A 26,774-nucleotide genomic window follows, 5' to 3' on the forward strand; every position below is an offset into this window, starting at 1 on the left:
GCGTGTGCGCTCCGTGTCCCCGCTGTGGCGGCAGCGTGAGTTCGTGCCGTGTTGATGAGGAGGACGTCACACGTCCACCGAGCGGTTGCACTGCTCAGTAGGGTGCGGCGCATGTCACCTTCCGACGCAGGTCCTGGTCCCGGCTCCGAGCTGCGGCGCACTCTAGGCGTGGGCGACGCCGTGGTCATCGGGCTGGGTTCGATGGTCGGGGCCGGCATCTTCGCCGCCCTCGGGCCCGCGGCGCGCGCGGCTGGTTCCGGGGTGCTGGTCGGGCTGGCGGTCGCCGCGGTGGTCGCCTACTGCAACGCCACCTCGTCGGCGCGGCTGGCCGCGTTGTATCCGGCTTCCGGTGGCACGTACGTGTACGGGCGGGAGCGGCTCGGTCCTTTCTGGGGTTATCTCGCGGGCTGGTCGTTCGTGGTCGGGAAGACGGCCTCGTGTGCGGCGATGGCGCTGACGGTGGGCACATACGTCTGGCCGGGGCAGGCACACGCCGTGGCCGTCGCGGCGGTCGTGGCGCTGACCGCGGTGAACTACGGCGGTGTTCAGAAGTCCGCGCTGCTCACGCGGGTGATCGTGGCGGTCGTGCTCGCTGTCCTCGCTTCCGTCGTGGTGGTGTGTCTGGGGTCGGCCGCCGCCGACGCGGGGCGACTGGGCAGCGGCGCCTCGGGCGGTGTGGGCGGCGTGCTGGAGGCCGCCGGTCTGCTGTTCTTCGCGTTCGCGGGATACGCGCGGATCGCGACTCTCGGCGAGGAGGTGCGGGATCCCGCGCGCACCATCCCCCGTGCGATCCCGCTGGCCCTGGGTATCGCGCTGGCCGTCTACGCGTGCGTGGCGGTGGCCGTCCTCTCCGTGCTGGGGGCTGAGGGGCTCGGGCAGGCGGACGCACCGCTGACCGACGCCGTGCGGGCGGCCGGGGTGTCCGGGCTGGTGCCGGTGGTGCGGGTCGGCGCCGCCGTGGCCGCGCTGGGATCGCTGCTCGCCCTGATCCTGGGCGTCTCGCGGACGACACTGGCCATGGCTCGTGACCGGCATCTGCCCGGCACGCTGGCGGCCGTGCACCCGCGTTTCCAGGTGCCCCACCGGGCGGAGCTGGCCGTGGGCGCGGTGGTCGCGGTCCTGGCCGCCACGGTGGACGTGCGGGGCGCGATCGGGTTCTCCTCCTTCGGTGTGCTGGCGTACTACGCGGTGGCCAACGCCTCCGCGTGGACGCTCGGTTCGGCTCCGGCGGCGCGGGTGGTGCCGGCGGTCGGGCTGCTCGGGTGCGTGGTGCTGGCGTTCGCGCTGCCGGGGGTTTCGGTGGTCGTGGGTGCGGGGGTGCTGGTCGTGGGGGTGGTCGCGTACGGCGTACGGAGGCGGGTGGGGGGTGCGGCGCGGTAGGCGAACGGGTGGGGGCGCGTCACGGTAGGCGCGGGTGCGGGGCACGTTGCAGTGGGCGTCGTCGCGATGTGCCTCAGGCCGTGGTGGTGCGCGGGGCGGTGGATATGTTCGCCGGGCGGGGCGTATCGGGCGGGGCCAGGCTCTGGAACTCTGGTGAAGTGCGGGCCCATGGGCGGGTGTTGCTCGTCCCGGCTGCCCTCTGTGCCCGCAGCTGCTCGTGTGCGGTCATGCGTTCATGATGCGGCCCGGCACTGACAAGCGGGGCAGCCTGTGGACAACCGCCGGGCTGTGGACAACCTCCGCGCTGTTGACAACCGCCGGGCTGTGGAGAACCGCGGCTCTACCAGCCCGAGGACGCGAACGGCTTGTCCGTGGACACGATTTCGCGGCCCAGCGGGAGCAGCGACACCGGGATCAGCTTGAAGTTGGCGATGCCGAACGGGATGCCGATGATCGTGATGCACAGCAGCACGCCGGTGACGATGTGGGCGAGGGCCAGCCACCAGCCCGCCAGGATCAGCCACAGGACGTTGCCCAAGCAGGACGGGGCGCCGGCGTCGCGGCGTTCGACCGTCGTGTACCCGAAGGGCCACAGGGCGTACACCCCGATACGGAACGCCGCGATGCCGAACGGGATGCCGATGATCGTGATGCACAGCAGCACGCCGGCGGCCAAGTAGCCGAGGAACAGCCAGAAGCCGCTCAGGACGAGCCATATGACGTTCAGGATTGTCTTCACTGGTGGCGTCCTGCCATCTTCTCGAGGCGGGCGATGCGGTCCGCCATGGGCGGATGCGTGGAGAACATCTTGGAGAGCCCCTGGCCCGGGCGGAAGGGGTTGGCGATCATCATGTGGCTCGCGGTCTCGATGCGGGGCTCCGGGGGCAGCGGGAGCTGCTTGGTACCGGTCTCGAGCTTGCGCAGGGCGCTGGCCAGCGCCAGCGGGTCGCCGGTGAGCTGGGCGCCGGACGCGTCCGCCTCGTATTCACGCGAGCGGCTGATGGCCAGCTGGATGACGGAGGCGGCGAGCGGGCCGAGAATCATGATGAGCAGCATGCCCAGGATGCCGGGGCCGTCGTCGTCGTTGGAGCGGCCGATGGGGATCAGCCAGGCGAAGTTGACGAGGAACATGATCACGGAGGCGAGGGCTCCGGCGACCGACGAGATCAGGATGTCGCGGTTGTAGACATGACTGAGCTCGTGGCCGATGACACCGCGCAATTCCCGCTCGTCGAGGAGGCGCAGGATGCCTTCGGTGCAGCACACCGCAGCGTTGCGCGGGTTGCGGCCCGTCGCGAAAGCGTTCGGTGCCTCCGTCGGGGAGATGTACAGGCGCGGCATGGGCTGGCGGGCCTGGGTGGAGAGCTCTCGGACCATGCGGTACAGCGCCGGGGCCTCGAACTCGCTGACCGGACGGGCGCGCATCGCGCGTAGCGCCAGCTTGTCGCTGTTCCAGTACGCGTACGCGTTCGTCCCCAGAGCGACCAGGACCGCTACGACGAGCCCCATGCGGCCGAAGAAGCTGCCGATGACGATGATGAGTGCGGACAGTCCCCCGAGGAGTACTGCGGTCCTGAGCCCGTTGTGCCGGCGGTGCACGGTACGCCCTCCAAGTCGTGCAGCAGGGGAACCCTTTGCTTGCTGATCTGCGGTCCTTCTGGTGTATGTCCAGTGGACCCTCCCGTTCTGGTCAACGCCAGGCGAGAGCCGCTAGTTCCCTTGTGCGTGCGGGGCGGGGCGTGAGCCGTCCGGGTGAGGGCCCGGAAGCGGCCTGGTCGTGCGGTGGTGCGTGCCCTCAGAAGAGTCCGGTGTCGGCGAAGCGCAGGACCAGTTGGGGCGCGCCCGAGAGGGCGATGCCGAGGACGCCGGTGAGGGCGAGTGCGGCGGTGAGGGGCGCGGGGACCCTGTGGCGTACGGCTTCGCCCTCGGGTGCGCGGAACAGCAGGGCCGTCCACTGGAGGTAGTAGAACAGCGCGATCACGACGTTGACGGCCATCACCACCGCGAGCCAGCCGAGCCCGGCGTCGACGGCGGCGGAGAAGACGGTGACCTTGGCGAAGAGGCCGATGATGCCGGGCGGGAGTCCTGCGAGGCACAGCAGGAAGAACGCCAGGAGGAGCGCGGCGAGGGGGTGGGAGGCGTACAGGCCCCGGTAGTCGCTGATGCGGTTGCGGGACTTCGTACGGCCAACGACCGCGGCCACGGCGAAGGCGCCGAGGTTCACGGCGGCGTACATGAGGGCGTAGGCGACGGTGGAGCCGATGGAGTGCTCGGCGTCGTCGGAGTAGGCAGCGGCGGCGATCGGCACCAGGAGGTAGCCGGCCTGTCCGACGGAGGACCAGGCGAGGAGGCGTACGGCGCTGTACGCGCGCGTGGCCTGCTGTCGCAGGGCGCCGACGTTGCCGACGGTCATCGTGAGGGCGGCCAGTGCGGCCAGTGCCGGGCCCCAGACGTCGGCGTACGACGGGAGGGCCACGACGGTGAGGAGGATCAGGCCGGAGAAGCCGACCGCCTTGCCGACGACCGACAAGTAGGCGGCGATCGGCAGCGGGGCTCCTACGTAGGTGTCCGGGACCCAGAAGTGGAAGGGCACGGCGGCCGTCTTGAAGGCGAAGCCGATGAGGGTGAGGACCACGCCGGTCTGGGTGAGGGTGTGGAGCTGGCCGTCGACGTGCTGGATGCGGTCGGCGATCTGGGTCAGGTAGAGGGTGCCTGTGGAGGCGTACACGAAGCTGATGCCCATGAGGCTGACCGCGGTCGCGGTGACCGAGGAGAGGAAGAACTTCAGGGCCGCTTCGGAGGACTTGCGGTCGCCTTGGCGCAGGCCCACCAGGGCGAAGGCCGGCAGGGAGGCGACCTCCAGGGCGACGATCAGGGTGGCGAGGTCGCGGGAGGCGGGCAGCAGGGCGGCGCCGGCGGCGGAGGAGAGCAGCAGGAACCAGTACTCCCCTTCGGGGAGTCCCTTGTCAGCGTCCTTCAGGGTGGTGACCGACAGGAGGGCGGCCAGTAGGGCGCCGCCGAGCACCAGGAGTTGGAGGACGAGGGTGAAGCGGTCCACGGTGTAGCTGCAGACGTCGGTGGCGCCGGTCAGGCAGAAGGTCGCGCGGTCGCCGTCCAGGAGGGGCAGGAGCATCGCCGTGGAGGCGGCCAGGCCCGCGATGGACAGCCAGCCGAGCAGCGCCTTCCTCGCGTCGCCGACGAACAGGTCCGCGACGAGGACCACGAGGCCGACGACCGCCGCGATGGTGGGCGGCGCGATGGCGAGCCAGTCGACGGACTGGACGAGGTTCGCGGCCAACGGCTGGGCCGCGGCGGCCAGGGAGCTCATCGGGTGCCTCCTGCGAGGAGCTGCTGCACGGCCGGGTCGGTCAGGCCCAGGAGGGCCTTGGGCCACAGGCCGGCTACGACGGTGAGGGCGACGAGCGGTGTCCAGGCCGCGAACTCGTACGTGTAGACGTCGGCGAGTTCCGGCGCGTCCTGGGGTACGGGTCCCATGCAGACGCGGCGGACCACGGCGAGGAGGTACGCGGCCGTGAGGAGGGTGCCGAAGGCGGCGATCGCCATGAAGGTCAGGAAGGCGGGGCGGCTGAGGTCGTCTGCGGGGTCGAACGCGCCGAACAGGGCCAGCATCTCGCCCCAGAACCCGGCGAGTCCGGGGAGGCCGAGGGAGGCGACCGCGGCGAACGCGAGCAGGCCGCCCAGGCGCGGTGCCTTGCCGTAGAGCGCGGCGCCGGTCTGTTCGGCGAGGGCGTCGAGGTCGGTGGTGCCCGTGCGGTCCTTGAGCGCGCCGACCAGGAAGAAGAGCAGGCCGGTGATGAGGCCGTGGGCGATGTTGGCGAACAGGGCGCCGTTCACGCCGGTCGGGGTCATCGTGGCGATGCCGAGGAGGACGAAGCCCATGTGGCCGACGGAGGAGTAGGCGATGAGGCGCTTGAGGTCGCCCTTCGCGCCCTGCTTGGCGAGGGCCAGGCAGGCCAGGGACCCGTAGATGATGCCGACGACGGCGAAGGCGGCGAGGTAGGGCGCGAAGTCGGCGAAGCCGCCGGGGGCGATCGGCAGCAGGATCCGGACGAACCCGTACGTGCCCATCTTCAGCAGGACGCCGGCCAGCAGGACCGAGCCGACGGTCGGCGCGGCGGTGTGGGCGTCGGGAAGCCAGCTGTGCAGCGGCCACATCGGGGTCTTGACCGCGAGCCCGATCCCGATCGCCAATACGGCGATGACCTGCACGGATGTGGTCAGCGACCGGCCGTTGTCAGTGGCGAGTGCCACCATGTCGAACGTGCCCGCCTTGATTCCGATCAGGAGCAGGCCCAGCAGCATGACGACCGAACCGAGCAGCGTGTACAGGATGAATCGCCAGGCGGCCCGGGTGCGGTCCTCGCCGCCCCAGCGGGCGATGAGGAAGTACATCGGGATGAGCACCGTCTCGAACGCCAGGAAGAACAGCAGCAGATCGAGGACGGCGAAGGTCGCGAGGGTGCCGGACTCGAGGACCAGCAGCAGGGCGACGAAGGCCTTCGGGGTCGGGCCCGCGGGCAGCTTGAAGTACGAATAGAGCGCGCAGAGGAACGTCAGCAGCGCGGTCAGGACCAGAAGGGGGAGGGAGATGCCGTCGATGCCGAGGTGGATGCGCACGTCGAGTGCGGGAATCCAGCTGATGTCGGTCGTGGCCTGCATCTTCGACGGATGGTCATGGTCGAAGCCGAGCGCGAGGGCGATCGCGGCGAGGAGGATCACACCGGTCACGGTCACGCCGTGCCGGAGTACGGCCTGCTCGGGCGACTTCCCCTTCAGCCCGGGCGGGGCCGGCAGGAGGGCGGCGACGGCGCCGAGGAGCGGGCCGACGACGACGAACGCCAGAAGGAACTGCATCACGGACTCGTTGATATCGATCACGCCTGCTCACGCTCCCGTGGCGACGAGGACGGCGGCGACCACCAGGACGACGGTGCCGGCGAGCAGCGCGCTCACATAGGTCTGCACATTGCCGGTCTGGGCCCGCCGCACGGCCGCGCCGAGGAGGCGGGGCAGGGCGCCCGCGCCACGGACGTAGGTCTCGACGACCTCGCGGTCGAGGAACCGTACGAGGGTGGCGGCGGCCTGGACCGGGCGGACGAAGAGGGCCGAGTAGACGGCGTCGAGATGGAAGCCGACGGCCGCGTGCCGGTGGAGCGGGCCGAGCAGGAGTCGGCCGGGGTCCGCGGGGTCGGGCGCGTAGGCGATGTCCCCGTACGCGGGCTCGTGGCTGGCGATGGCCTCGGCCTCGACGCGGGCCGCGTCGCCCTCCGGGTGGGCGGCGACCGCGCCCAGCGGGACACGGGCCGCGAGTGCGGTGGTGTGCCGCCAGGCCGCGTACGTGACGATGCCGCCGACCAGGGCCACGCCGGTGCCGAGGACGGAGGTGGTGAGGGTCGGGGTGAGGTCACGGCCGTCGAACCAGTCGGGGAGCACCCGGTAGGCGAGTCCGCCGACGGCGAGGGACGGGACCGCGAGGACCCACAGCACGACGGTCATGGTGAGGGGCTGACGGCCGTGGTCGGGCGCTTCGGCGCCCTGCCCGCGGAAGGCCAGCAGCCACAGACGCGTCGCGTACGCCGCGGTGAGCAGGGCGGTGAGCAGGCCGGCGACGAGGACGAGCCAGCCCGCCGCGCCGGGAGCGTGCTCGGTGTGGCCGGTGGCGACGTGCTCGGCGGCGCCGAGGACGGACTCCTTGGAGAAGAACCCGCTGAACGGCGGGATCGCGGCGAGCGCGAGGAGCGCCACGGTCATCGTCCAGTAGGCGTCGGGCACGCGTTCGCGCAGATGGCCCATGCGGGACATGGCGGCCAGCGAGTTGGTGCCGGCGGCGTGGATGATCACGCCGGCCGCGAGGAACAGCAGCGCCTTGAAGGCGCCGTGCGACAGGAGGTGGAACACGGCGGCACCGCGGTCGCCGACGGCGAGGGCGCCGGTCATGTAGCCGAGCTGGCCGATCGTCGAGTAGGCGAGGACGCGTTTGATGTCGTCCTGGGCGAGGGCGGCCAGTGCCGAGCCGGCCATGGTGACGGCGGCCATGACGGCGAGGACGACCATCGCGGCCCGCGAGGCCTCGAAGACGGGGAGGAGTCGCGCGACGAAGTAGACGCCGGCGGCGACCATCGTCGCCGCGTGGATGAGCGCAGAGACGGGTGTGGGGCCCGCCATCGCGTCCGGGAGCCAGGTGTGCAGCGGGAACTGCGCCGACTTGCCGGCCACGCCCGCCAGGAGCAGCAGGGCAATCAGGGTCGGGTGGTCCAGTCCCCCGCTCGCGACGGCGCCGAGGACCTTCGTGATGCGGAAGGACCCGGCGTCGGTGGCGAGCGCGAACAGGCCGATGAGGAACGGCACGTCGCCGAGCTTGGTGACGAGGAACGCCTTGATGGAGGCGGCGCGGGCCTCCGGGGTCTCCCAGTAGTGGCCGACGAGGAAGTACGAGCAGATGCCCATGACTTCCCAGCCGACCAGCAGCACCATCAGGTCGCCCGAGTAGACGACGAGGAGCATCGCGGAGGTGAAGAGGGAGACGAGAGCCGCGTAGGAGGGGTAGCGCGGGTCGTCGCGCAGATAGCCGGTCGAGTAGATCTGCACGCAGCTCGCGACGAGGCCGACCAGCACGGCGACGAGGGCGGCGAAGCCGTCGATGTGCAGGGCGAGTTCGATCGGGACCGAGCCGGTGGGCGTGAGCTCGGTGGCGGCGTTCACCGCCTCGCCCCCGCCCTGGCGTACCGCGACCAGTGCGGCCAGCACGAGGGAGCCGAGCGTCGGCAGCACGGCGAGCGGGCGGACGAAGCCGGGGGCGGTGCGGCCCAGGAGCAGGCCGACGACGGCGCCCAGGAAGGGAAGGAGGGGGACGAGGACGGCGAGGGTGGTGGTGGTCACGCGGTGGCCTCTGCCTTCTCGGCCGCGGGGGCGTCGCCATCGGAGTCGTCGGAGTTGTCGGAGTCGGGACCGCCCGATCCGCCGGACCCGCCCGATCCGCCGGACCCGTCAGGTCCGTCTGGCCCGTCGGGTCCTTCAGGTCCGTGTCCCTCGGCGGTGTCGCGGAGCTTGTCGATGTCCGAGGTGCCGCGGTTGCGGTAGACGGCGAGGACGATGGCCAGGCCGATGCCGATCTCCGCGGCGGCGATGGCGATGGTGAACAGGGTCAGGGCCTGGCCGGAGTGCAGCGTCTCCGCCGCGGTCCTGCTGAGCCACACGTCGAAGGCGACCAGGTTGAGGTTGACGGCGTTGAGCATCAGCTCGACCGACATCAGGACCAGGATCGCGTTGCGGCGGGCGAGGACGCCGTAGAGGCCGGTGCAGAAGAGCAGGGCGGCGAGTACGGCGGGATAGGCGAGGTGCATCAGCGGGCGCCTTCCTGCTCGGCCGACTCGGTTCCCGAAGTCGGGGCTTTTCGCCCGATCGGGTGATTACGGGAATCCGGTACGAACGGGGAACCACCGGACACCGCCCGGGAGTTCACAGGGGGCGGGCTCGACTCCGCCTTCGTCTTGCGGGACAGGACGATCGCGCCGACGAGGGCCGCGAGGAGCAGGACGGAGAGAGCCTCGAAGGGCAGGACCCAGTTCTGGAAGAGGCTCGCTCCGGTGGCCTCCGTCGAGCCGGCGGCGGGGCCGTCCAGATTGATCCAGGTCGCACGGAAGGCGTCGACGACGACCCAGATCAGGGCACCGGCCGAGGCGACGGCGACCGTGAGGGCGGCCCAGCGGTTGCCGGAGTCGGCGTCCGGGGAGCGGCCGATGGGGGCCTTGGTGAGCATCAGACCGAAGAGGAGGAGCACGACGACGGAGCCGACGTAGATGAGGACCTGCACCCAGGCGATGAACTCGGCGGTGAGGAGGAGGTATTCGACGGCGAGACCGCCCAGGGTCACCACCAGCCACAGGGCGGCGTGCACCAGCTGCCGGGTGGTCACGGTGACAAGGGCGGCGCCGAAGGTGACCAGGCCGACGAGCAGGAACGCGATCTCGACACCGGTCGGGGAGAGGAAGCCGTGGGTTTCGGCGGCAAGACTCACGACTCTCCCTCCTGCTGCTCCGCCTGCGCCGCCAGCTTCTCGGCGGTCTTGCGGGCGGCGGCGATCTCCTTCGGCTCCTCGGCGGCGGGGTCGAGGGCGGGCGGGGCCGGGACGGTCCACATCCACTCGCGGAGCTTGTCGCGTTCGTGGGTGAGCTCGTGGATGTCGGTCTCGGCGTACTCGAACTCCGGGGACCAGAACAGGGCGTCGAAAGGACAGACCTCGATGCAGATACCGCAGTACATGCACAGGGAGAAGTCGATGGCGAAGCGGTCGAGGACATTGCGGCTGCGCTCGCGGCCACCGGGAGCGGCGGGCGGGACCGTCTCCTTGTGGGAGTCGATGTAGATGCACCAGTCCGGGCACTCCCGGGCGCACAGCATGCAGACCGTGCAGTTCTCCTCGAACAGGCCGATGACACCGCGGGTGCGGGGCGGGAGGTCGGGCTGGACCTCGGGGTACTGCTCGGTGACGGTCTTCTTCGTCATCGTGCGCAGGGTGACGGCCAGGCCCTTGGCGAGGCCGGAGCCGGGAAAGCGGGGCCGGGTGGGCGGAACGGGCTCGGCCACTAGGAGATCACCACCTTGACGATGCCGGTGAGGGCGATCTGGGCGAGAGAGAGGGGGACGAGAAGGGTCCAGGACAGCTTCTGCAGCTGATCCTCGCGGAGCCGGGGGTAGGTCACGCGGAGCCAGATCACGATGAAGGCGAGGACGGCCGTCTTCAGGAGGGTCCACACCCAGCCGAGGCCGTCGGCACCCCAGGGGCCGTGCCAGCCGCCCAGGAAGAGGACGGTGGTCAGGCCGCACAGGACGATGATCCCGGCGTACTCGGCGAGCAGGAACAGGGCGAAGCGGAGGCCGGTGTACTCCGTGTACGCGCCGAAGATGATCTCCGAGTCGGCGACGGGCATGTCGAAGGGCGGGCGCTGGAGTTCGGCGAGGCCGGCGACGAAGAAGACGATCGCGCCGACGATCTGCCAGGGCAGCCACCACCACTCGAAGGCGTCGACGATGCCGGGAAGGGAGACCGTGCCGGCCGCCATGGCGACGGAGGCGGCGGTCAGCAGCATCGGGAGTTCGTAGGCGAGGAGCTGAGCGGCGGTGCGGAGGCCGCCGAGGAGGGAGAACTTGTTGGCGGAGGCCCAGCCGGCCATGAGAGAGCCGAGGACGCCCACGCCCATGACGGCCAGGACGAAGAAGATGCCGGCGTCGACGACCTCGCCGACGGCGCCCTCACCGGGGCCGATGGGGATGGCGAGGAGGACCAGGAGGTAGGGCAGGAGGGCGACGGCAGGGGCGAGTTGGAAGATGCGGCGGTCGGCGCCCGCCGGTACGACGTCTTCCTTCTGCGCGAACTTCACGCCGTCCGCGACGAGTTGGGCCCAGCCGTGGAAGCCGCCGGCGTACATGGGGCCGAGGCGGCCCTGCATATGGGCCATCACCTTGTGCTCGGTCTGGCCGACGATCAGGGGGAAGGTGAGGAAGACGACGAAGACGATCAGGAGTCGCAGGGCGACGTCGAGAGCGTCGTTCACTGCGGGCCTCCTGCGGGGTCTTCGGGGGTGCGGGGAGTGTGGGGCTTGCTCGGGGTGTTCGAGGTGGTCGAGGTGTTCGGGGTGTTCGGAGTCCTGGGGGCTTCGGAAGCGTCGGGGGTTTCCGGCGTGCCGAGGGTGTCGGGCGTCTCGGGGGCTTCGGAGGCCTCGTCTGGGGCGGCGGCCTGATCCTCCTGGGCACGGACATGGTTCTGGCCCGGGTCCTGAACCTGGCCCGGGTCCTGAATCTGGGCCTGAGGGTCCTGCTCGGTCTTCGGGCGCGGCTCGGCGTCGGGTGGCGGTTCGGCCGTGGAGCCCGGGGATCGCTCCGCATCGGGTTCGGCTTCGGGACCGCGTTCGGAGTCAGGCTCGCGGTGGGGTTCGGGTTCCCGTTGGCGTTCCGGTTCGGGTTCCCGTTCAGGTTCGGGTTCCGGTGCGTCGAAGGCTGGGCGGGCGTGGTGCCACGGGGCGTCGGCGCTGCGGGGAGCCGTTGAGGCGGGGCGCGTGGGCGCGGAGGGCGCGGGCGCATCGTCGGCCGACGTGGTCCCGGAGTCGGTGATGTCAGGTGCGGGGCGCTGGCTGGTGGAGCCGTCCGATGCGCTGCGGGAGCGGCGCGGCCCTGCGGGGGCTGTGCCGGTTGCCGGGCGCTGGGAGGCCGAGCCCTCGCTCTGGGCGTCGGCGACGGCATCGCCGTCGGCTGCCGTCTGGCTCGCCGAGCCCTGCGCGGCGGTGCGGGAGCGCCGGGGGCCGGTTGCCGGGGGCGCGGGCGTCACGGGTGCGTCCGCTTGGCCGGCGGAACCCTCCGCCGCCGAACGCGAACGCCGCTGACCCGCGGCCGGTGCCTCAGCAGTCGGCGCAGCTCCCGCCGCCCCCGGGACCTCCGTCTGGCTCGCCGAGCCCTCCGCTGCCGAACGCGACCGACGAGGCCCCGCAGCCGGAGCCCCCGGCGCCCCTTCAGCCGACGCAGACCCCGAAGCGCCCGGGACCTCCGTCTGGCTCGCTGAGCCCTCCGCCGCTGAGCGCGAACGGCGAGGCCCGGTAGCCGGAGCGGGCGGGGTTGCGGCGGGTGTCGGGGGCTGCGGTTGGGGCGCTGAGCCTTCTGTCGTGGTGCGGGTGGGGCGTTCGCCAGGGGCGGCGCCGGTGGCGCGGGGGCCCGCTGTGCGGGCGGGGCGGGCCGGGGCTGGGGGGAGTTGGCCCTTGAGGGGGCCCCATTCGTTGGGGTCGGGGACGCCTGGGGGGAGCATCTGGCGGCGCTTGGGGCCGCCGTGTTCGGACTCGCCCGGTTCCTTCGCGCCGGGCCAGGCCTTGGCGACGCGGGCGGCGAGGACGAAGTCCTTGCGGAGGGGGTGGCCTTCGAAGGTTTCCGGAAGGAGGAGGTGGTCCAGGGCCGGGTGGCCCTCGAAGACGACGCCGAACATTTCGTGCGTCTCGCGTTCGTGCCAGGCCGCGCCGGCGAAGACGTCGACGGCGGTGGGCAGGGTCGGGGACTCGTGCGGGACCGTCGTACGCAGGAGGAGGCGGCGGACCGGGGAGAGGGCCGCGAGGTGGGCGGCGACGCGGAAACCCGTGCCGGGTTCGTCGACGGCGCTGAGCCAGTCGAAGTACGTGCAGCCCAGTTCGTCGCGGGCTGTCCGTAGGGAGGTGATCCAGGAGGCCGGGGGGACGTCGACCGTGAGGACGTCGTAGGACTCGTCGGCCGTGGCGTCCGGGCCGAAGAGTTCCTCGGTGGGGGTGGGCAGCCAGCCGGTCGTGGTCATCGTTCCTCTCCCGGGACGGGCGAGGCGGGAGAGGGGGCCTTCAGCAGGTCGCTCTGCAACGCGGTCGGGGAAGGGCGGGCGGCGGCGGGGGCGTTCGTGCCGTACCGCTCGCCCAGCGACTCGCGGGCGATCTTCTCCTGGAGTTTGAGGATGCCCTGGAGGAGGGCCTCGGGGCGGGGCGGGCAGCCGGGGACGTAGACGTCGACGGGGATGATCTGGTCGACGCCCTTAGTGACGGAGTAGGAGTCCCAGTACGGGCCGCCGCAGTTGGAGCAGGCGCCGAAGGAGATGACGTACTTGGGTTCCGGCATCTGTTCGTACAGGCGCTTCACCGCCGGGGCCATCTTGTCCGTGACCGTGCCCGAGACCACCATCAGGTCGGCCTGCCTCGGACCCGGCGCGAAGGGGATCACGCCGAGGCGGATGAAGTCGTGGCGGGCCATCGACGCGGCGATGAACTCGATGGCGCAGCAGGCGAGGCCGAAGTTGAAGACCCAGAGCGAGTAGCGGCGGCCCCAGTTGAGGACCACCTTCATCGGCTCGGGGGCCAGCCGGGCGAGGGCGCCCAGGCGCTTCGGCTCGGGCAGCATCACGGGCTCCGGCGAGGTCACTCCCGAGGTTCCTTCCGAGGTTCCTTCCGGCGTCACGCCCATGTCAGGACGCCCTTCTTGTATGCGTAGAGCAGGCCGATGGCCAGGAAGCCGAGGAAGACGAACATCTCGACGAGGGTGGTGGCGCCGTAGCCGGGGGCGGCGAAGACCGTGGCCCAGGGGAACAGGAAGATCGAGTCGACGGCGAAGATGACGTAGAGGAAGGCGTAGACGTAGTAGCGGACCTGGGTGTGGGCCCAGCCCTCGCCGACGGGGTCGACGCCGCACTCGTACGTCAGGAGTTTCTCGGGGGTGGGGACCACGGGGCGCAGCAGTCGTCCGGCACCGAAGGCGACCGCGACGAACAGCACGCCGACGACGGCGAGCAGTCCGACGACCGAGTACGACTGGAAGTAGTCCGAGTAGTCCGACGCGGCGACAGTGGTCGGTTCTCGCACGTCCGCCCCTCGCTCCCTGTGAACAACGTCGTTCGACGATCTGTACGCACGGGAGTCTAGGGCCTGCTAAAGAGAGCGTAAGCAGCCCGTCACAGCTTGAGATGCCCGGAGGGGAGACAGAGAAGTGACGAAGGGGGGCAGGGTGGGGTTTTCCCCCGGGTGGCGCGGCGGTCCGCCTCATGGCGTCGCGGCGCGCCGCGCGGCACGCTAGCCCATATGACCGAACGCCCCAGAGATTCCCGACAGGCCGAGCATGCGCGGGCCGAGAACGTGTCGCCGCTGCCGCCCGTCCGTTTCGCCTATGACGCGCACACCTGGAAGGAGATCGCGCATCTCCTGCTGAATCTCCCGGTGGCGTTGCTCGGGTTCGTGTATGTCACGACGGTGCTGTTCACCGGCTTCTGGCTGACGGTGACGGTGATCGGGTTCCCGTTGCTGGCGGCCGGGCTGATGGGGGCGCGGAAGCTGGGCGCGCTGGAGCGGCGGCGGGCCCGGAAGCTGCTCGGGGTGCGGATCGACGAGCCGAGTCCGCTGCCGCTGAAGACCAAGAACTCGGGCTTCTTCCAGCAGCTGTGGATGATGCTGAAGGACCCGGTGGGCTGGCGGACGGTGCTGTACGACTTCATCCGGCTGCCCTGGGGCATCCTCACCTTCACGCTCACGCTGACCTCGCTGTTCGTGCTGTGGCCGGTGCTGCCGTTCATCGCGCGGGGGCTCGCCAACGCGGACCGGGCGATGGTGCGGGGGCTGCTGTCGCCGTCGGACGAGCTGGAACGCCGTATCGCGGAACTCGAGTCGGACCGGGGGGTCGTGGTCGACACGGCCGCGGCCGATCTGCGGCGTATCGAGCGGGATCTGCACGACGGGGCGCAGGCCCGGCTGGTCAATCTCGCCATGGGTCTCGGGCTGGCGAAGGAGAAGCTGCTGGAGGACCCGGAGTACGCGCAGGCGATGGTCGAGGAGGCGCACGGCGAGGTGAAGCTGGCGCTTCAGGAGCTGCGGGATCTGGCGCGCGGGATCCATCCGGCGGTGCTGACGGACCGGGGGCTGGACGCGGCGCTGTCGTCGGTGGCCTCGCGGTGCACGGTGCCGGTGAAGGTGACCGCCGACCTGGACGCCCGGCCGGCCGCGGCGATCGAGGGCATCGCGTACTTCACCGTCTCCGAGCTGCTGCAGAACATCAGCAAGCACAGTGGGGCGAGGTCGGCGTCGGTGGAGGTGTGGCGGTCGGACGACCGGCTGCTCATCCAGGTGTGGGACGACGGCCGGGGTGGCGCCCGCCTCGACGCGGGCAGCGGGATGCAGGGGCTCGCGGAGCGGCTCGGCGCGGTCGACGGGCTGTTCGTCATCGACTCGCCCGTGGGCGGGCCCACGACGGTCACGGCGGAGCTGCCGTGGCGGGACCGGGCGCAGGACGCGCGTCGGGGGTAGGGCGCTCGGCGGGGGTAGGGAAAACCCCCCTTTCAAGACGCCGACGGACTCCATGGTCCGCTGACCTGCGGTCGAGCAGGGTGGAGATACGACAGACACCGGTACGACACCCAGGCGCGGGACGAGAAGAAGGACGACGCCGATGGCCACGGACTACGGACAGAGCTACGGGTTCCTCGACGAGCCGCGGCGGCATCGGCTGCCCACCGGGCTGCGGGCACCGTTCGAGGGGCGCACCTGGCGTGAGTTCGGATATGTGCTGCTCAGCCTGCCGATCAGCATCGTGCTGTTCACGTACGGCGTCACGATGGTCGCGATCGGTGCCGGGCTGTTGGTGACGTTCCTGGGGGTTCCGGTGCTGGCGGCGGGGCTGGCCGGGTGCCGGGGCTTCGGGGCGATGGAGCGGGCGCGGGCGCGCGGGCTGCTGGGTCTCGAGGTCGCCGATCCGGAGCCGCTGAGGATGCGGGGGCACGGCTTCCTGGCCTGGATGGGGGCCGTACTGAAGAGCGGCGCCTCGTGGCGGGCGCTGCTGTACTCGGTGATCCAGTTGCCGTGGTCGGTGTTCTCCTTCGTGGTCGCCGTGAACTTCTGGGCGTACGGGTGGGCACTGCTGACGTATCCGCTGTGGTTCTGGCTGTTCCCGGCCTACGGCGGGCAGGACGGGCTTCAGCTGTACGGCGACGAGACGCATCACATCTATCTCGACAACCCCTTCGAGATCGGCGTGACGGCGTTGGTGGGGCTGTTGTTCACGCTGGCCACGCCGTGGATCGTGCGGGCCCTGACGCAGGTCGACCGGCTGCTGGTGCACGGGCTGCTCGGACCGTCGCGGCTGGCGACGCGGGTGGTGGAGCTGGAGTCCGACCGGGGGGTCGTGGTGGACACGGCGGCGGCGGATCTGCGGCGTATCGAGCGCGACCTGCACGACGGTGCGCAGGCGCGGCTGGTGGCGTTGGCGATGGATCTGGGGCTGGCGAAGGAGAAGCTGGCGGAGGATCCCGAGGCGGCGGCGCGGATGGTGGACGAGGCGCACGGTGAGGTGAAGACGGCGCTTCAGGAACTGCGGGACCTGGCGCGCGGGATCCATCCGGCGGTGCTGACGGACCGCGGGCTGGACGCGGCGCTGTCGGCGGTCGCCTCGCGGTGCACGGTGCCGGTGCAGGTGGAGGTGGACCTGGTGGAGCGGCCGGCGCCGGCGATCGAGGGGATCGCGTACTTCACGGTGTCGGAGCTGCTGCAGAACATCAGCAAGCATTCGCGGGCCACGTGGGCGGGGGTGGATGTGTGGCGGGTGGAGAACCGGCTGATGTTGCAGGTGGTGGACAACGGGGTGGGCGGTGCGAGTGCCGACGGCGGGTCGGGGCTGGCCGGGTTGGCCGAGCGGCTGGACGCGGTGGACGGGATTCTGGTGGTGGACTCGCCGGTGGGCGGGCCTACGCGGATCACCGCGGAGTTGCCTTGGCGGGGGGAGCGGGGATGAGGTGACGGGGGGTGGGGATTCGCGTCCAGTGGGTTCGAGTCCAGTGGTTTCGCGTCCAGTGGTTTCGCCCCCGCCGCCCTTACCCGTTCCCATCACCAGGGGCTGCCGCCCCTTCGACCCCGCGTCCCTGGGGGCTGCCGCCCCCAGACCCCCGCTTCGGCCCTGAAGGGGCCTCGTCCTCAAACGCCGGACGGGCTGGATTACGCGGGCCCGCCAGGCTCAGCGCGTTCAGGGCGTGGGTGCGCAGGCCGAAGGGGGCCAGGACGTCGAGGCTCTCCGACCGGGTCGCGCCGCCCACCGGGTCCAGGACCACGTCGACACCACGGCCGGCGGTCGCCGCCCGCACCCCCTCCGGGAAGGCGTCCCGGAGGGGGTGCGGGCGTACTCGGCCTTCTCCGGCGTGATCACCGTGCCGTACACCGCCCGCGCCCCCAGCGCCCGGGCCAGCTGTGCGGCCACGCCTCCGACGCCACCCGCGGCGGCGTGGATCAGGACCGTGTCGCCGGGCGCGAGGCGGGCCGCCCCGGCCAGGACGAGGGCGGCGCCGCCGCCGGTGCGCAGGTCGAGGGCGTCGGGGAGCGGGAAGGCGAAGGCGGCCGGGACGACGGCGTACTCGGCGTAGCCGCCACCGTCGGACAGATACGCGGCAACCCGGTCACCCACCAACAGATCCCCCGCCGCCCCCTCCCCCACCGCGGCCTCCCGTCCCGTCACCGTCTTCCCCGTCCGGCTCGCCGAAGTCTCCGAGGCGGTGCTGGATCTCTCCGTAGGGATCAGCCGCGATGGAGGCCGGAACTCCTCATGGCGACCCCCGTATTTCTGCCGGACGGGCCCCGTCGGCCCGTTTCACACGCTGTTCATCGGCGTTCATCGGCCCCGAATCCCGTTGCTCCGGCGCGAGCCGGCGGGAATGCTGGAATGCTGGACTTTGCTCGTCGGGGAGACGGGCGCGGAGTCGGGGTGTGGGGGGCCGGAGATCGTGGAGGACAGGGTGCGGGTGGTCATCGCCGAGGATTCAGTGCTGCTCAGGGAGGGGCTGACCCGGCTGCTGACCGACCGCGGGCATGACGTCGTCGCCGGGGTGGGTGACGGGGAGGCGCTGGTCAAGACCATCACGGAGCTCGACGGGCAGGGGGAGCTGCCGGATGTGGTGGTGGCCGATGTGCGGATGCCGCCCACGCACACCGACGAAGGGGTGCGGGCCGCCGTACAGCTGCGCAAGGCCCATCCGGGGCTCGGAGTGCTGGTGCTGTCGCAGTACGTGGAGGAGCGGTACGCGACCGAACTTCTCGCCGGGTCCAGTCGCGGTGTCGGCTATCTGCTCAAGGACCGGGTAGCCGAGGTGCGTGAGTTCGTGGACGCGGTGGTGCGGGTCGCCCAGGGGGGTACGGCCCTGGACCCGGAGGTCGTGGCGCAGCTGCTGGGGCGCAGCCGCAAGCAGGACGTGCTCGCGGGCCTCACCCCGCGGGAGCGTGAGGTGCTGGGGCTGATGGCCGAGGGACGGACGAACTCGGCGATCGCCCGGCAGTTGGTGGTGAGCGACGGAGCGGTGGAGAAGCACGTCAGCAATATCTTCCTGAAGCTGGGGCTGTCCCCCAGTGACGGGGATCACCGTCGGGTTCTCGCGGTCCTCACCTATCTGAACTCCTGATGACCTGACACCGTGTCAGCCGTATGGGTGCAACGGTCACCGAGTCCGAGAACCGAACGGGAGTGCTGGGCGTCTTGTAGGGAAGCGCCGGGGGGCGGGAAATCATGACAAGTCAGGGCGGCAGGGCGTCTCAAAATCGTGTCCATCATGCGATTGGCCACAGGAAGGCGACCCTTACGGACGTAGGGTTGATCCAGGGAAGGCCCGCGGGAAGGCCTGTCCCGGACAGCCGCCTCGAAGGAGGTCCAGTTCAGTGACCAGCCAGGTCAGTAGCCCAGCGGAGCAGGCCGACGAAGCCGTCGTGGGAGAGCAGCGCAAAGCGGCAGGGACCAAGGACGTCCGCCGCCTCGACCGGGTGATCATCCGCTTCGCGGGGGACTCGGGTGACGGTATGCAGCTCACCGGCGACCGCTTCACCTCCGAGACGGCCACCTTCGGCAACGATCTGTCCACTCTCCCCAACTTCCCCGCCGAGATCCGGGCCCCTGCCGGAACCCTGCCGGGTGTCTCCAGCTTCCAGCTCCACTTCGCCGATCACGACATCCTGACCCCGGGTGACGCTCCCAACGTCCTCGTCGCGATGAATCCGGCGGCCCTGCGGGCCAATATCGCCGATCTGCCACGTGGCGCGGAGATCATCGTCAACACGGACGAGTTCACCAAACGGGCGATGCAGAAAGTCGGATACTCCGAGAGCCCCTTGGAAGACGGGTCGCTCGACGGGTACAGCCTCCACCCTGTACCCCTGACGACCCTCACGGTGGAGGCACTGAAGGACTTCGACCTGTCCCGCAAAGAGGCCGAGCGCAGCAAGAACATGTTCGCGCTCGGCCTCTTGTCGTGGATGTACCACCGGCCGACCGAGGGCACGGAGAAGTTCCTGACCTCGAAGTTCGCCAAGAAGCCGGACATCGCGGCGGCCAATATCGCGGCCTTCCGCGCGGGCTGGAACTTCGGTGAGACGACCGAGGACTTCGCGGTCTCCTACGAGGTCGCCCCGGCCGCCACCGCCTTCCCGACCGGCACCTACCGCAATATCTCCGGCAACCTGGCCCTGTCCTACGGACTGGTCGCCGCGTCTCGGCAGGCGGACCTGCCGCTGTATCTGGGCTCGTACCCCATCACCCCGGCCTCCGACATCCTGCACGAGCTGAGCAAGCACAAGAACTTCGGTGTCCGCACCTTCCAGGCGGAGGACGAGATCGCCGGCATCGGCGCGGCACTCGGCGCGGCCTTCGGCGGTTCGCTGGCGGTGACGACCACCAGTGGTCCCGGTGTGGCGCTGAAGTCCGAGACGATCGGCCTCGCGGTCTCCCTGGAACTGCCCCTGCTCGTCATCGACATCCAGCGCGGCGGCCCGTCCACCGGTCTGCCGACCAAGACCGAGCAGGCGGACCTGCTCCAGGCGATGTTCGGCCGCAACGGCGAGGCGCCGGTCCCGATCGTCGCCCCGTGCACCCCGGCCGACTGCTTCGACGCGGCGCTGGAGGCGACGCGTATCGCGCTCACCTACCGCACCCCGGTGATGCTGCTCTCCGACGGCTACCTCGCCAACGGCAGCGAGCCCTGGCGCATCCCGGAGCAGGACGAACTCCCGGACCTGACCGTGCAGTTCGCGCAGGGCCCGAACCACACCCTGGACGACGGCACCGAGGTCTTCTGGCCGTACAAGCGCGACCCGCAGACCCTGGCCCGCCCCTGGGCCGTCCCCGGCACGCCCGGCCTCGAACACCGCATCGGCGGCATCGAGAAGCAGGACGGCACGGGCAACATCTCCTACGACCCCGCCAACCACGACTTCATGGTCCGCACCCGGCAGGCCAAGATCGACGGCATCGACGTACCGGATGTCGAGGTCGACGACCCGCACGAGGCGCGCACCCTGGTGCTGGGCTGGGGTTCGACGTACGGCCCGATCACCGCGGCCGTGCGCCGGCTGCGGGCGGCCGGCGAGTCCATCGCGCAGGCCCATCTGCGCCATCTCAACCCGTTCCCCCGGAATCTCGGCACCGTGCTGCGGCGGTACGACAAGGTCGTGATCCCGGAGATGAACCTGGGGCAGCTGGCCACGCTGATCCGGGCGAAGTACCTGGTGGACGCCCACTCCTACAACCAGGTCAACGGCATGCCGTTCAAGGCCGAACAGCTCGCCACGGCTCTCAAGGAGGCCATCGATGGCTGAGACGTCCACGGAAGGCACGGGCACGATCGAGGCGCTTTCCCTCGTCCCGAAGGCCGAGGGACGCCAGGCGATGAAGGACTTCAAGTCCGACCAGGAGGTGCGCTGGTGCCCCGGCTGCGGTGACTACGCGATCCTCGCCGCCGTGCAGGGCTTCATGCCCGAACTCGGCCTGGCCAAGGAGAACATCGTCTTCGTCTCGGGCATCGGCTGCTCGTCCCGCTTCCCGTACTACATGAACACGTACGGCATGCACTCCATCCACGGCCGCGCCCCCGCCATCGCGACCGGACTGGCCACCTCCCGGCGGGACTTGAGCGTATGGGTGGTCACCGGTGACGGTGACGCGCTGTCGATCGGCGGCAACCACCTGATCCACGCGCTGCGCAGAAACGTCAACCTCAAGATCCTGCTGTTCAACAACCGGATCTACGGGCTGACCAAGGGCCAGTACTCCCCCACCTCCGAGGTCGGGAAGATCACCAAGTCGACGCCGATGGGGTCGCTGGACGCGCCCTTCAACCCGGTGTCGCTGGCGATCGGCGCGGAGGCGTCGTTCGTGGCGCGGACGGTGGACTCCGACCGCAAGCACCTCACGGAGGTCCTGCGCCAGGCGGCGGCCCACCCGGGTACGGCGCTGATCGAGATCTACCAGAACTGCAACATCTTCAACGACGGCGCCTTCGAGGTGCTGAAGGACCGCCAGCAGGCCGAGGAGGCGGTGATCCGCCTCGAACACGGGCAGCCGATCCGCTTCGGCACGGACGGTTCCAAGGGGGTCGTACGGGACCGGCTGACCGGTGATCTGAAGGTGGTGACGGTGACCGCGGACAACGAGGCCGAGATCCTGGTCCATGACGCCCACGCGGCGTCCCCGACCACGGCCTTCGCCCTCTCCCGCCTCGCCGACCCGGACACCCTGCACCACACGCCCATCGGCGTCCTGCGGTCCGTGGACCGGCCGGTGTACGACACGCAGATGGCCGACCAGCTCGACACGGCGATCGAGCAGAACGGCAAGGGTGATCTGGCGGCGCTGCTGGCGGGCGGCGACACCTGGACGGTCGTGGGCTGAGTCGTGGGCTGACGCGTCCCGGGGGCCTGGATGTCGTACGGCATCCAGGCCTCGCGGCTGTCAGGCGTCGGGGATGTCCCGCTTGGCCCTGATCAGCGTCTCGCGGCTGACGACGACGATGCGTTCGTAGTCGGCGCGGCCTGCGTCGGCGGGGAGATGGGGCTCGAGTTCGTCGGTGGCCTCGGTGCCGATGACGGCGAAGTTGCCGTCGGAGAGTTCGAAGAGGTCGGGGCAGGTCTCGCTGGAATGGCTGCCTCGTTGGCGCGGAGTGTCGCCCAGTCTTCGACTGATGAGGCGGACTGGGGGTTCGTCCAACTTCACGGTGTACTCCTTCGGGGGGTTTGCCGCGCGACACGACCACGACGTGAGCGGACTTGCTTGACGCGACTCTTGATCTATGACCGCTCAAACGACTCCGCATTCCCACTCGTTAGCGTGATCAGATCCGCGGTGACCCCACCACCCACCACTCGTCCGGATCGTCCGCCCGCTCCTCCAGGATCGCGTCGACGGCCCGCCCGACCCTGGCCTCCAGGGAGTCCTCGGGGAGTTCGCGGCGGTGTTCGGCCGTGCGTTCCCAGTACTCCGCGAAGACTCCGCCGCGGCACAACACCCGCAGATGGCCCCGGAGTTCCTCCCAGTCGACCGAGCCGACCCGGTACGAGAGCAGCATGGCCGCGTACCAGCGGTTCACGAACAGGATCTGGCGGCGCCTCTCCTCGGAGACGCCGGTCAGCGAGCTGGCGGCGTCGGCGAGCGACGGGTCGTCCATGGCCCGGCCCTGCTGTTCGGCGATCAGGCGGTGGTGCTGGATGAGGTTGGCGCGGCGGATCTCCTCGGTCATGAGGGTCAGCTGCCCCAGGAGCGCCGCCAGCAGTTCCTCCTGGCGCCTGCGGCGGGCACCCCGGCCGAAGAGCGCGCGTAACGGTGTGGCCATGGCAACGAGTCCCCCCTGGTCGCGGACCCTCATGGTGCCCGGCGGTCCGGGTCCGCGCTCGGGGCGGAAAGGGGGCGCACGGAAGGACGCCCGCTCAGAGCTCAGGCGCGGTTCTTCGCCTCGTCGTACGCCTGCCGCGCCTTCTCCACCTCGCCCATCCGCCGTTCCGTCCACAGCGCCAGGCCCCGTACCTGTTCCGCCGCCTCCCGGCCCAGGTCGGTGAGGGAGTAGTCCACCCTCGGGGGGATCACGGGCCGTGCGTCGCGGTGGACGAGGCCGTCGCGTTCGAGGGTCTGAAGGGTCTGGGTGAGCATCTTCTCGCTGACGCCCCGGCCGCCGAGGACGTTGATCGCGCGGCGGAGTTCGCTGAAGCGGTAGGGGCGGTTTAGAAGCTCGATCAGGACCAGGACGCCCCAGCGGCTGGTGACGTGCTCCAGGACGAGGCGGTGGGGGCACATCGCCTCCACGGCCTCCCCGGACAGAGAGGGGTTACTTACTGCCATGCCAGTACCTTACTTCAAAGTGGGTACTTTCCATCAGTTAGCGCATCTCCTACGGTTAGTGCATCCGCACCCCACAAGGAGATCGCACATCATGAGCATCGTCGTCACCGGAGCCAACGGTCACCTGGGCCGCCACGTCATCGAGCAGCTGCTGGAGAAGGTCCCGGCCGACCAGGTCACCGCGGTCGTGCGCAGCGCTGACAAGGGCGCCGAGCTCGCGGCGAAGGGCGTGCAGATCGCCGTGGCCGACTACAACACCCCCGAGACGTTCGACAGCGTCTTCGCCGAGGGCGACAAGGTGCTCCTCATCTCCGGCAGCGAGGTCGGCAACGACCGCCCGGGCCAGCACACGGTCGTCATCAACGCGGCCAAGGCCGCCGGCGTCGCCCTGCTCGCCTACACCAGCGCGCCCGGCAGCCTCAGCGCCGCGCTCGCCGACGACCACCGCGCCACCGAGAAGGTGCTCCTCGCCTCCGGCCTGCCCTACACGCTGCTGCGCAACGGCTGGTACCACGAGAACTACACCGAGAACCTCGGCCCCACCCTGGAGCACAACGCCGTCGTCGCCGCCGCCGGCGAGGGCCGGGTCTCCTCCGCCTCGCGCGCCGACTACGCCGCCGCCGCGGTGGCCGTCCTCACCGGCGAGGGGCACGAGAACCAGACGTACGAGCTCGGTGGCGACACCGCGTGGAGCTTCGCCGAGTACGCGGCCGAGCTCAGCCGGCAGACCGGCAAGGAGATCGCCTACAACGACGTGCCCGGCGAGGCCCTGATCGGCATCCTGACCGGCGCCGGGCTGCCCGAGCCGTTCGCCCTGATCCTCGCGGGCGTGGACGCCTCCATAGCCAAGGGCGAGCTGGTCGTCGACTCCGGCGACCTGTCCCGCCTCGCCGGCCGGCCGACCACCCCGCTGGCCGACGCGATCGCCACCGCCCTCAAGGGCTGACGGCACCCGCGCCGCCTCCCACCCCGTCTGTCATGACCGTATAGCGATACGGGCATGACAGGCGGGGGCGCTCGGCGTTACCTTCATCCGGGCGACGCATTCGAGAGGGAGGCCCCGTGACCGGGAAGCCGAGCGGTGAGCAACGCATAGGACTGCTGAACGGCTTCGCCGCATACGGGATGTGGGGGCTGTTCCCCCTGTACTTCCCGCTGCTGAAGCCGGCCGGCCCCTTCGAGGTGCTGGCCCACCGGATGGTGTGGTCCCTGCTCGTCGTCGCCCTGGCCCTGCTCGTCCTGCGCCGCTGGAGGTGGGCCGGGGAGCTGCTGCGCCAGCCCCGCCGCCTCGCGCTGATCGCGGTCGCGGCGGCCGTCATCGCCGTGAACTGGGGCGTCTACATCTGGGCCGTGAACAACGACCGGGTCGTCGAGGCCTCGCTCGGCTACTTCATCAACCCGCTGGTCACCATCGCGATGGGCGTGCTGCTGCTCAAGGAGCGGCTGCGGCCCGTGCAGTGGACGGCGGTCGGGGTCGGCGCCGCCGCGGTGGTCGTCCTCACCATCGGATACGGGCGTCCGCCCTGGATCTCACTGATCCTCGCCTTCTCCTTCGCCACCTACGGCCTGGTGAAGAAGAAGGTCAACCTCGGCGGCCTGGAGTCGCTGGCCGCCGAGACCGCGCTGCAGTTCCTGCCCGCGACCGCATATCTGCTGTGGCTGGCCTCGCACGGCGACGCCACCGTCCTCACCGAGGGTCCCGGACACGCCGCGATGCTCGCCGGGACCGGCCTGGTCACCGCGCTCCCCCTCATCTGCTTCGGCGCCGCCGCGATCCGCGTGCCGCTGTCCACCCTCGGCCTGTTGCAGTACCTGGCGCCGGTCTTCCAGTTCCTCCTCGGTGTCCTCTACTTCGGCGAGGCCATGCCGCCCGAGCGCTGGGCGGGCTTCGCCCTGGTCTGGCTGGCCCTGTCGCTGCTGACCTGGGACGCACTGCGATCGGCCCGCAGGGCGCGGACGCGGCCGGCCAGGTCCGCCGCCACGCCGGCGACCGGCGCCCCCGTCCCCGTACGGGACACGGACACCGTCGTCGCCGGGGCCGACCCGGTGGACGCGGCCGGAGAACTCGTCCGCGGCACGGACCGCGTTTAGGACAGCCTCCGACCCAGTGCGCCGCTATAAGTGAGCGCATGACGCAGACCACCCCAGCCCCCGTGCACTGGAAGCTCGTGATCGACTGCGCGAACCCGCAGTCCCAGGCCGACTTCTGGGCCGCCGCGCTGCACTACGAGGTCGAGGACAACGACGCCCTCATCCAGCGGCTCCTGGAACTCGGCGCGCTGCCGCGCGAGGCCACCGTGGAGTTCCACGCCCGTCTCGCCTTCCGCGACCTGGTAGCCGTACGGCATCCCGAGGACCCGTACGACAAGGACAGCGGCACCGGGCTCGGCCGGCGGCTGCTGTTCCAGCGGGTGCCGGAGGAGAAGACCGGGAAGAACCGGCTCCATCTCGATCTGCACCCCGGGGACGGACTGCGGGCGGCCGAGGTCGAGCGGCTGACCGGGCTCGGTGCGCGCGTGCTGCGGGAGGTGCGGGAACCCTCGGGCGCGTGGGTGGTGATGGCCGACCCGGAGGGGAACGAGTTCTGCGTGCAGTGACGAGTCCGACCCCAGGGACGCGGCCGACCGGTATACGAACACCGCTGTCCTGATACCGCTCTTGACGGAGAGTTAGTCACAGCTTCACCATCCAGGCACCCCATTCGCTGTGGAATCCCTGTGATTCCCTAGGAATTCGGAGCCCCCCACATGAAGCTCTCGGTTCCCGGACGCGCGACGGCCACCGCCGTCACCGCGGCCGCGACACTCCTGATCGGCGGATCCATAGCCGGGGCGGCCCCCGCCCCGCACCCCGCGGTGGCCGCCGCCCCGGACATCCCCCTCGCCAACGTCAAGGCGCATCTGACCCAGCTCCAGTCCATCGCCACCGCCAACGGCGGCAACCGCGCGCACGGCCGCGCCGGCTACAAGGCCTCCCTCGACTATGTGAAGGCCAAGCTCGACGCCGCCGGATTCACCACCACCATCCAGCAGTTCACGTCCTCGGGCCGCACCGGCTACAACCTGATCGCGGACTGGCCGGGCGGCGACACCAACCGGGTCGTCATGTCCGGCTCGCACCTCGACAGCGTCACCGCCGGACCCGGCATCAACGACAACGGCTCCGGCTCGGCGGCCGTCCTGGAGACCGCGCTGGCCGTCTCCCGGGCCGGCTACCAGCCCACCAAGCATCTGAGATTCGCCTGGTGGGGCGCGGAGGAACTGGGCCTGGTCGGCTCCCGCTACTACGTCAACAGCCTGTCCTCGACGAACAGAGCGAAGATCAGCGGCTATCTGAACCTCGACATGATCGGCTCCCCCAACCCCGGCTACTTCGTCTACGACGACGACCCCACGATCGAGAAGACCTTCAAGGACTACTACGCCGGTCTCGGCGTCGCCACGGAGATCGAGACCGAGGGCGACGGCCGTTCCGACCACGCGCCGTTCAAGAACGCCGGCATCCCGGTCGGCGGCCTGTTCAGCGGCGCCGACTACATCAAGACGGCGGCACAGGCGGCCAAGTGGGGCGGTACGTCGGGACAGGCCTTCGACCGCTGCTACCACTCGTCCTGCGACACCACGTCCAACATCAACGACACCGCGCTGAACCGGAACAGCGACGCGATCGCGTACGCCGTCTGGGCGCTGTCGTCGTAGTCCCCGGGCCCAGGGCCTGTCCGGCGGATCAAGTCGCAGGAAAGCTGCGTCGATGAGGCGCCG

General features: G+C 70.6%; 26 protein-coding genes. 10 read left to right on the top strand and 16 right to left on the bottom strand.

Annotation, left to right across the window (positions count from 1 at the left end):
- Positions 1–111: 111 nt before the first annotated feature.
- Positions 112–1,380, top strand: a complete 1,269-nt coding sequence (locus OG885_RS18930; protein ID WP_405732839.1) for an APC family permease — start codon at positions 112–114, stop codon at positions 1,378–1,380.
- Positions 1,381–1,720: 340 nt separating this feature from the next.
- Here the strand turns inward: OG885_RS18930 and OG885_RS18935 are convergent, their stop codons facing one another.
- From OG885_RS18935 to OG885_RS18990, 12 genes are all read right to left on the bottom strand, one after another.
- Positions 1,721–2,119 carry a YccF domain-containing protein gene (locus tag OG885_RS18935; protein WP_405732842.1) on the bottom strand — a complete coding sequence of 133 codons (399 nt, stop codon included), beginning with the start codon at positions 2,117–2,119 and terminating at the stop codon, positions 1,721–1,723.
- Entirely contained in the window at positions 2,116–2,979 is an 864-nt protein-coding gene (gene htpX / locus OG885_RS18940) for a zinc metalloprotease HtpX (protein ID WP_405732845.1), read from the bottom strand. The genes OG885_RS18935 and htpX overlap by 4 nt, the downstream gene beginning before the upstream one ends.
- Before the next feature lie 196 nt (positions 2,980–3,175).
- Positions 3,176–4,708, bottom strand: a complete 1,533-nt coding sequence (locus OG885_RS18945) for an NADH-quinone oxidoreductase subunit N (RefSeq protein WP_405732848.1) — start codon at positions 4,706–4,708, stop codon at positions 3,176–3,178.
- Positions 4,705–6,279 (bottom strand): NADH-quinone oxidoreductase subunit M, encoded by a 1,575-nt coding sequence (locus OG885_RS18950; protein ID WP_405732851.1) that lies wholly within the window; start codon positions 6,277–6,279, stop codon positions 4,705–4,707. The genes OG885_RS18945 and OG885_RS18950 overlap by 4 nt, the downstream gene beginning before the upstream one ends.
- Positions 6,280–6,285: 6 nt before the next feature.
- Entirely contained in the window at positions 6,286–8,280 is a 1,995-nt protein-coding gene (locus tag OG885_RS18955) for an NADH-quinone oxidoreductase subunit L (protein ID WP_405732854.1), read from the bottom strand.
- A complete protein-coding gene (nuoK, locus tag OG885_RS18960; protein WP_405732857.1) occupies positions 8,277–8,744 on the bottom strand; it encodes an NADH-quinone oxidoreductase subunit NuoK in 468 nt (155 codons plus the stop codon). Before nuoK ends, OG885_RS18955 begins: the two co-directional genes overlap by 4 nt.
- A complete protein-coding gene (locus OG885_RS18965; RefSeq protein WP_405732859.1) occupies positions 8,744–9,418 on the bottom strand; it encodes an NADH-quinone oxidoreductase subunit J in 675 nt (224 codons plus the stop codon). Before OG885_RS18965 ends, nuoK begins: the two co-directional genes overlap by 1 nt.
- Positions 9,415–9,906 carry a 4Fe-4S binding protein gene (locus OG885_RS18970; protein ID WP_405742782.1) on the bottom strand — a complete coding sequence of 164 codons (492 nt, stop codon included), beginning with the start codon at positions 9,904–9,906 and terminating at the stop codon, positions 9,415–9,417. The genes OG885_RS18965 and OG885_RS18970 overlap by 4 nt, the downstream gene beginning before the upstream one ends.
- A gap of 80 nt (positions 9,907–9,986) precedes the next feature.
- The gene (locus OG885_RS18975; protein WP_399949521.1) at positions 9,987–10,955 is read right to left on the bottom strand and encodes an NADH-quinone oxidoreductase subunit H; all 969 of its coding nucleotides are present in this window, start codon (positions 10,953–10,955) and stop codon (positions 9,987–9,989) included.
- Positions 10,952–12,709, bottom strand: a complete 1,758-nt coding sequence (locus OG885_RS18980) for an NADH-quinone oxidoreductase subunit C (protein ID WP_405732863.1) — start codon at positions 12,707–12,709, stop codon at positions 10,952–10,954. Before OG885_RS18980 ends, OG885_RS18975 begins: the two co-directional genes overlap by 4 nt.
- Complete coding sequence (locus tag OG885_RS18985; protein ID WP_405732866.1) at positions 12,706–13,362, bottom strand: NADH-quinone oxidoreductase subunit B; 657 nt, start codon at positions 13,360–13,362, stop codon at positions 12,706–12,708. Before OG885_RS18985 ends, OG885_RS18980 begins: the two co-directional genes overlap by 4 nt.
- Positions 13,353–13,757: an NADH-quinone oxidoreductase subunit A gene (locus OG885_RS18990; protein WP_405732869.1), complete on the bottom strand. Its 405-nt coding sequence runs from the start codon at positions 13,755–13,757 to the stop codon at positions 13,353–13,355. The genes OG885_RS18985 and OG885_RS18990 overlap by 10 nt, the downstream gene beginning before the upstream one ends.
- 216 nt (positions 13,758–13,973) lie before the next feature.
- Here OG885_RS18990 and OG885_RS18995 point away from each other — a divergent pair, with 216 nt between their 5' ends.
- Together OG885_RS18995 and OG885_RS19000 are read left to right on the top strand one after the other, a co-directional pair.
- Complete coding sequence (locus OG885_RS18995; RefSeq protein WP_405732872.1) at positions 13,974–15,188, top strand: sensor histidine kinase; 1,215 nt, start codon at positions 13,974–13,976, stop codon at positions 15,186–15,188.
- A 142-nt stretch (positions 15,189–15,330) separates the two neighbouring features.
- Entirely contained in the window at positions 15,331–16,668 is a 1,338-nt protein-coding gene (locus tag OG885_RS19000; RefSeq protein ID WP_405732875.1) for a sensor histidine kinase, read from the top strand.
- Between the two features lie 228 nt (positions 16,669–16,896).
- On the opposite strand, the gene OG885_RS19005 is transcribed toward OG885_RS19000, so the two are convergent.
- Positions 16,897–17,382 (bottom strand): hypothetical protein, encoded by a 486-nt coding sequence (locus OG885_RS19005; protein ID WP_405732878.1) that lies wholly within the window; start codon positions 17,380–17,382, stop codon positions 16,897–16,899.
- Between the two features lie 277 nt (positions 17,383–17,659).
- Between OG885_RS19005 and OG885_RS19010 the strand changes: the two genes are divergently transcribed.
- The 3 genes from OG885_RS19010 (at position 17,660) to OG885_RS19020 (ending at position 21,573) form a co-directional block, all read left to right on the top strand.
- Positions 17,660–18,319, top strand: coding sequence for a LuxR C-terminal-related transcriptional regulator (locus tag OG885_RS19010; RefSeq protein WP_399950068.1), 660 nt, complete (start codon positions 17,660–17,662; stop codon positions 18,317–18,319).
- Between the two features lie 253 nt (positions 18,320–18,572).
- Positions 18,573–20,501, top strand: coding sequence for a 2-oxoacid:acceptor oxidoreductase subunit alpha (locus OG885_RS19015; protein ID WP_405732881.1), 1,929 nt, complete (start codon positions 18,573–18,575; stop codon positions 20,499–20,501).
- The gene (locus tag OG885_RS19020; protein ID WP_329335904.1) at positions 20,494–21,573 is read left to right on the top strand and encodes a 2-oxoacid:ferredoxin oxidoreductase subunit beta; all 1,080 of its coding nucleotides are present in this window, start codon (positions 20,494–20,496) and stop codon (positions 21,571–21,573) included. The genes OG885_RS19015 and OG885_RS19020 overlap by 8 nt, the downstream gene beginning before the upstream one ends.
- 60 nt (positions 21,574–21,633) lie before the next feature.
- On the opposite strand, the gene OG885_RS19025 is transcribed toward OG885_RS19020, so the two are convergent.
- From OG885_RS19025 to OG885_RS19035, 3 genes are all read right to left on the bottom strand, one after another.
- The gene (locus OG885_RS19025; RefSeq protein WP_399949537.1) at positions 21,634–21,894 is read right to left on the bottom strand and encodes a hypothetical protein; all 261 of its coding nucleotides are present in this window, start codon (positions 21,892–21,894) and stop codon (positions 21,634–21,636) included.
- Between the two features lie 118 nt (positions 21,895–22,012).
- A complete protein-coding gene (locus OG885_RS19030; protein WP_405732886.1) occupies positions 22,013–22,510 on the bottom strand; it encodes a DUF6082 family protein in 498 nt (165 codons plus the stop codon).
- Between the two features lie 101 nt (positions 22,511–22,611).
- Positions 22,612–23,013: a winged helix-turn-helix transcriptional regulator gene (locus tag OG885_RS19035; protein WP_405732889.1), complete on the bottom strand. Its 402-nt coding sequence runs from the start codon at positions 23,011–23,013 to the stop codon at positions 22,612–22,614.
- 91 nt (positions 23,014–23,104) lie between these two features.
- Between OG885_RS19035 and OG885_RS19040 the strand changes: the two genes are divergently transcribed.
- The 4 genes from OG885_RS19040 (at position 23,105) to OG885_RS19055 (ending at position 26,711) form a co-directional block, all read left to right on the top strand.
- Entirely contained in the window at positions 23,105–23,959 is an 855-nt protein-coding gene (locus OG885_RS19040; RefSeq protein ID WP_405732892.1) for an SDR family oxidoreductase, read from the top strand.
- Positions 23,960–24,075: 116 nt separating this feature from the next.
- Positions 24,076–25,104, top strand: coding sequence for an EamA family transporter RarD (gene rarD / locus OG885_RS19045; protein ID WP_405732895.1), 1,029 nt, complete (start codon positions 24,076–24,078; stop codon positions 25,102–25,104).
- A gap of 38 nt (positions 25,105–25,142) precedes the next feature.
- Positions 25,143–25,610, top strand: coding sequence for a VOC family protein (locus tag OG885_RS19050; RefSeq protein ID WP_405732898.1), 468 nt, complete (start codon positions 25,143–25,145; stop codon positions 25,608–25,610).
- A 150-nt stretch (positions 25,611–25,760) separates the two neighbouring features.
- Positions 25,761–26,711 (top strand): M28 family metallopeptidase, encoded by a 951-nt coding sequence (locus OG885_RS19055; RefSeq protein WP_405732901.1) that lies wholly within the window; start codon positions 25,761–25,763, stop codon positions 26,709–26,711.
- Positions 26,712–26,774: the final 63 nt, after the last annotated feature.

The sequence above is a fragment of the Streptomyces sp. NBC_00028 genome, from assembly GCF_045041065.1.
Lineage (GTDB): Bacteria > Actinomycetota > Actinomycetes > Streptomycetales > Streptomycetaceae > Streptomyces.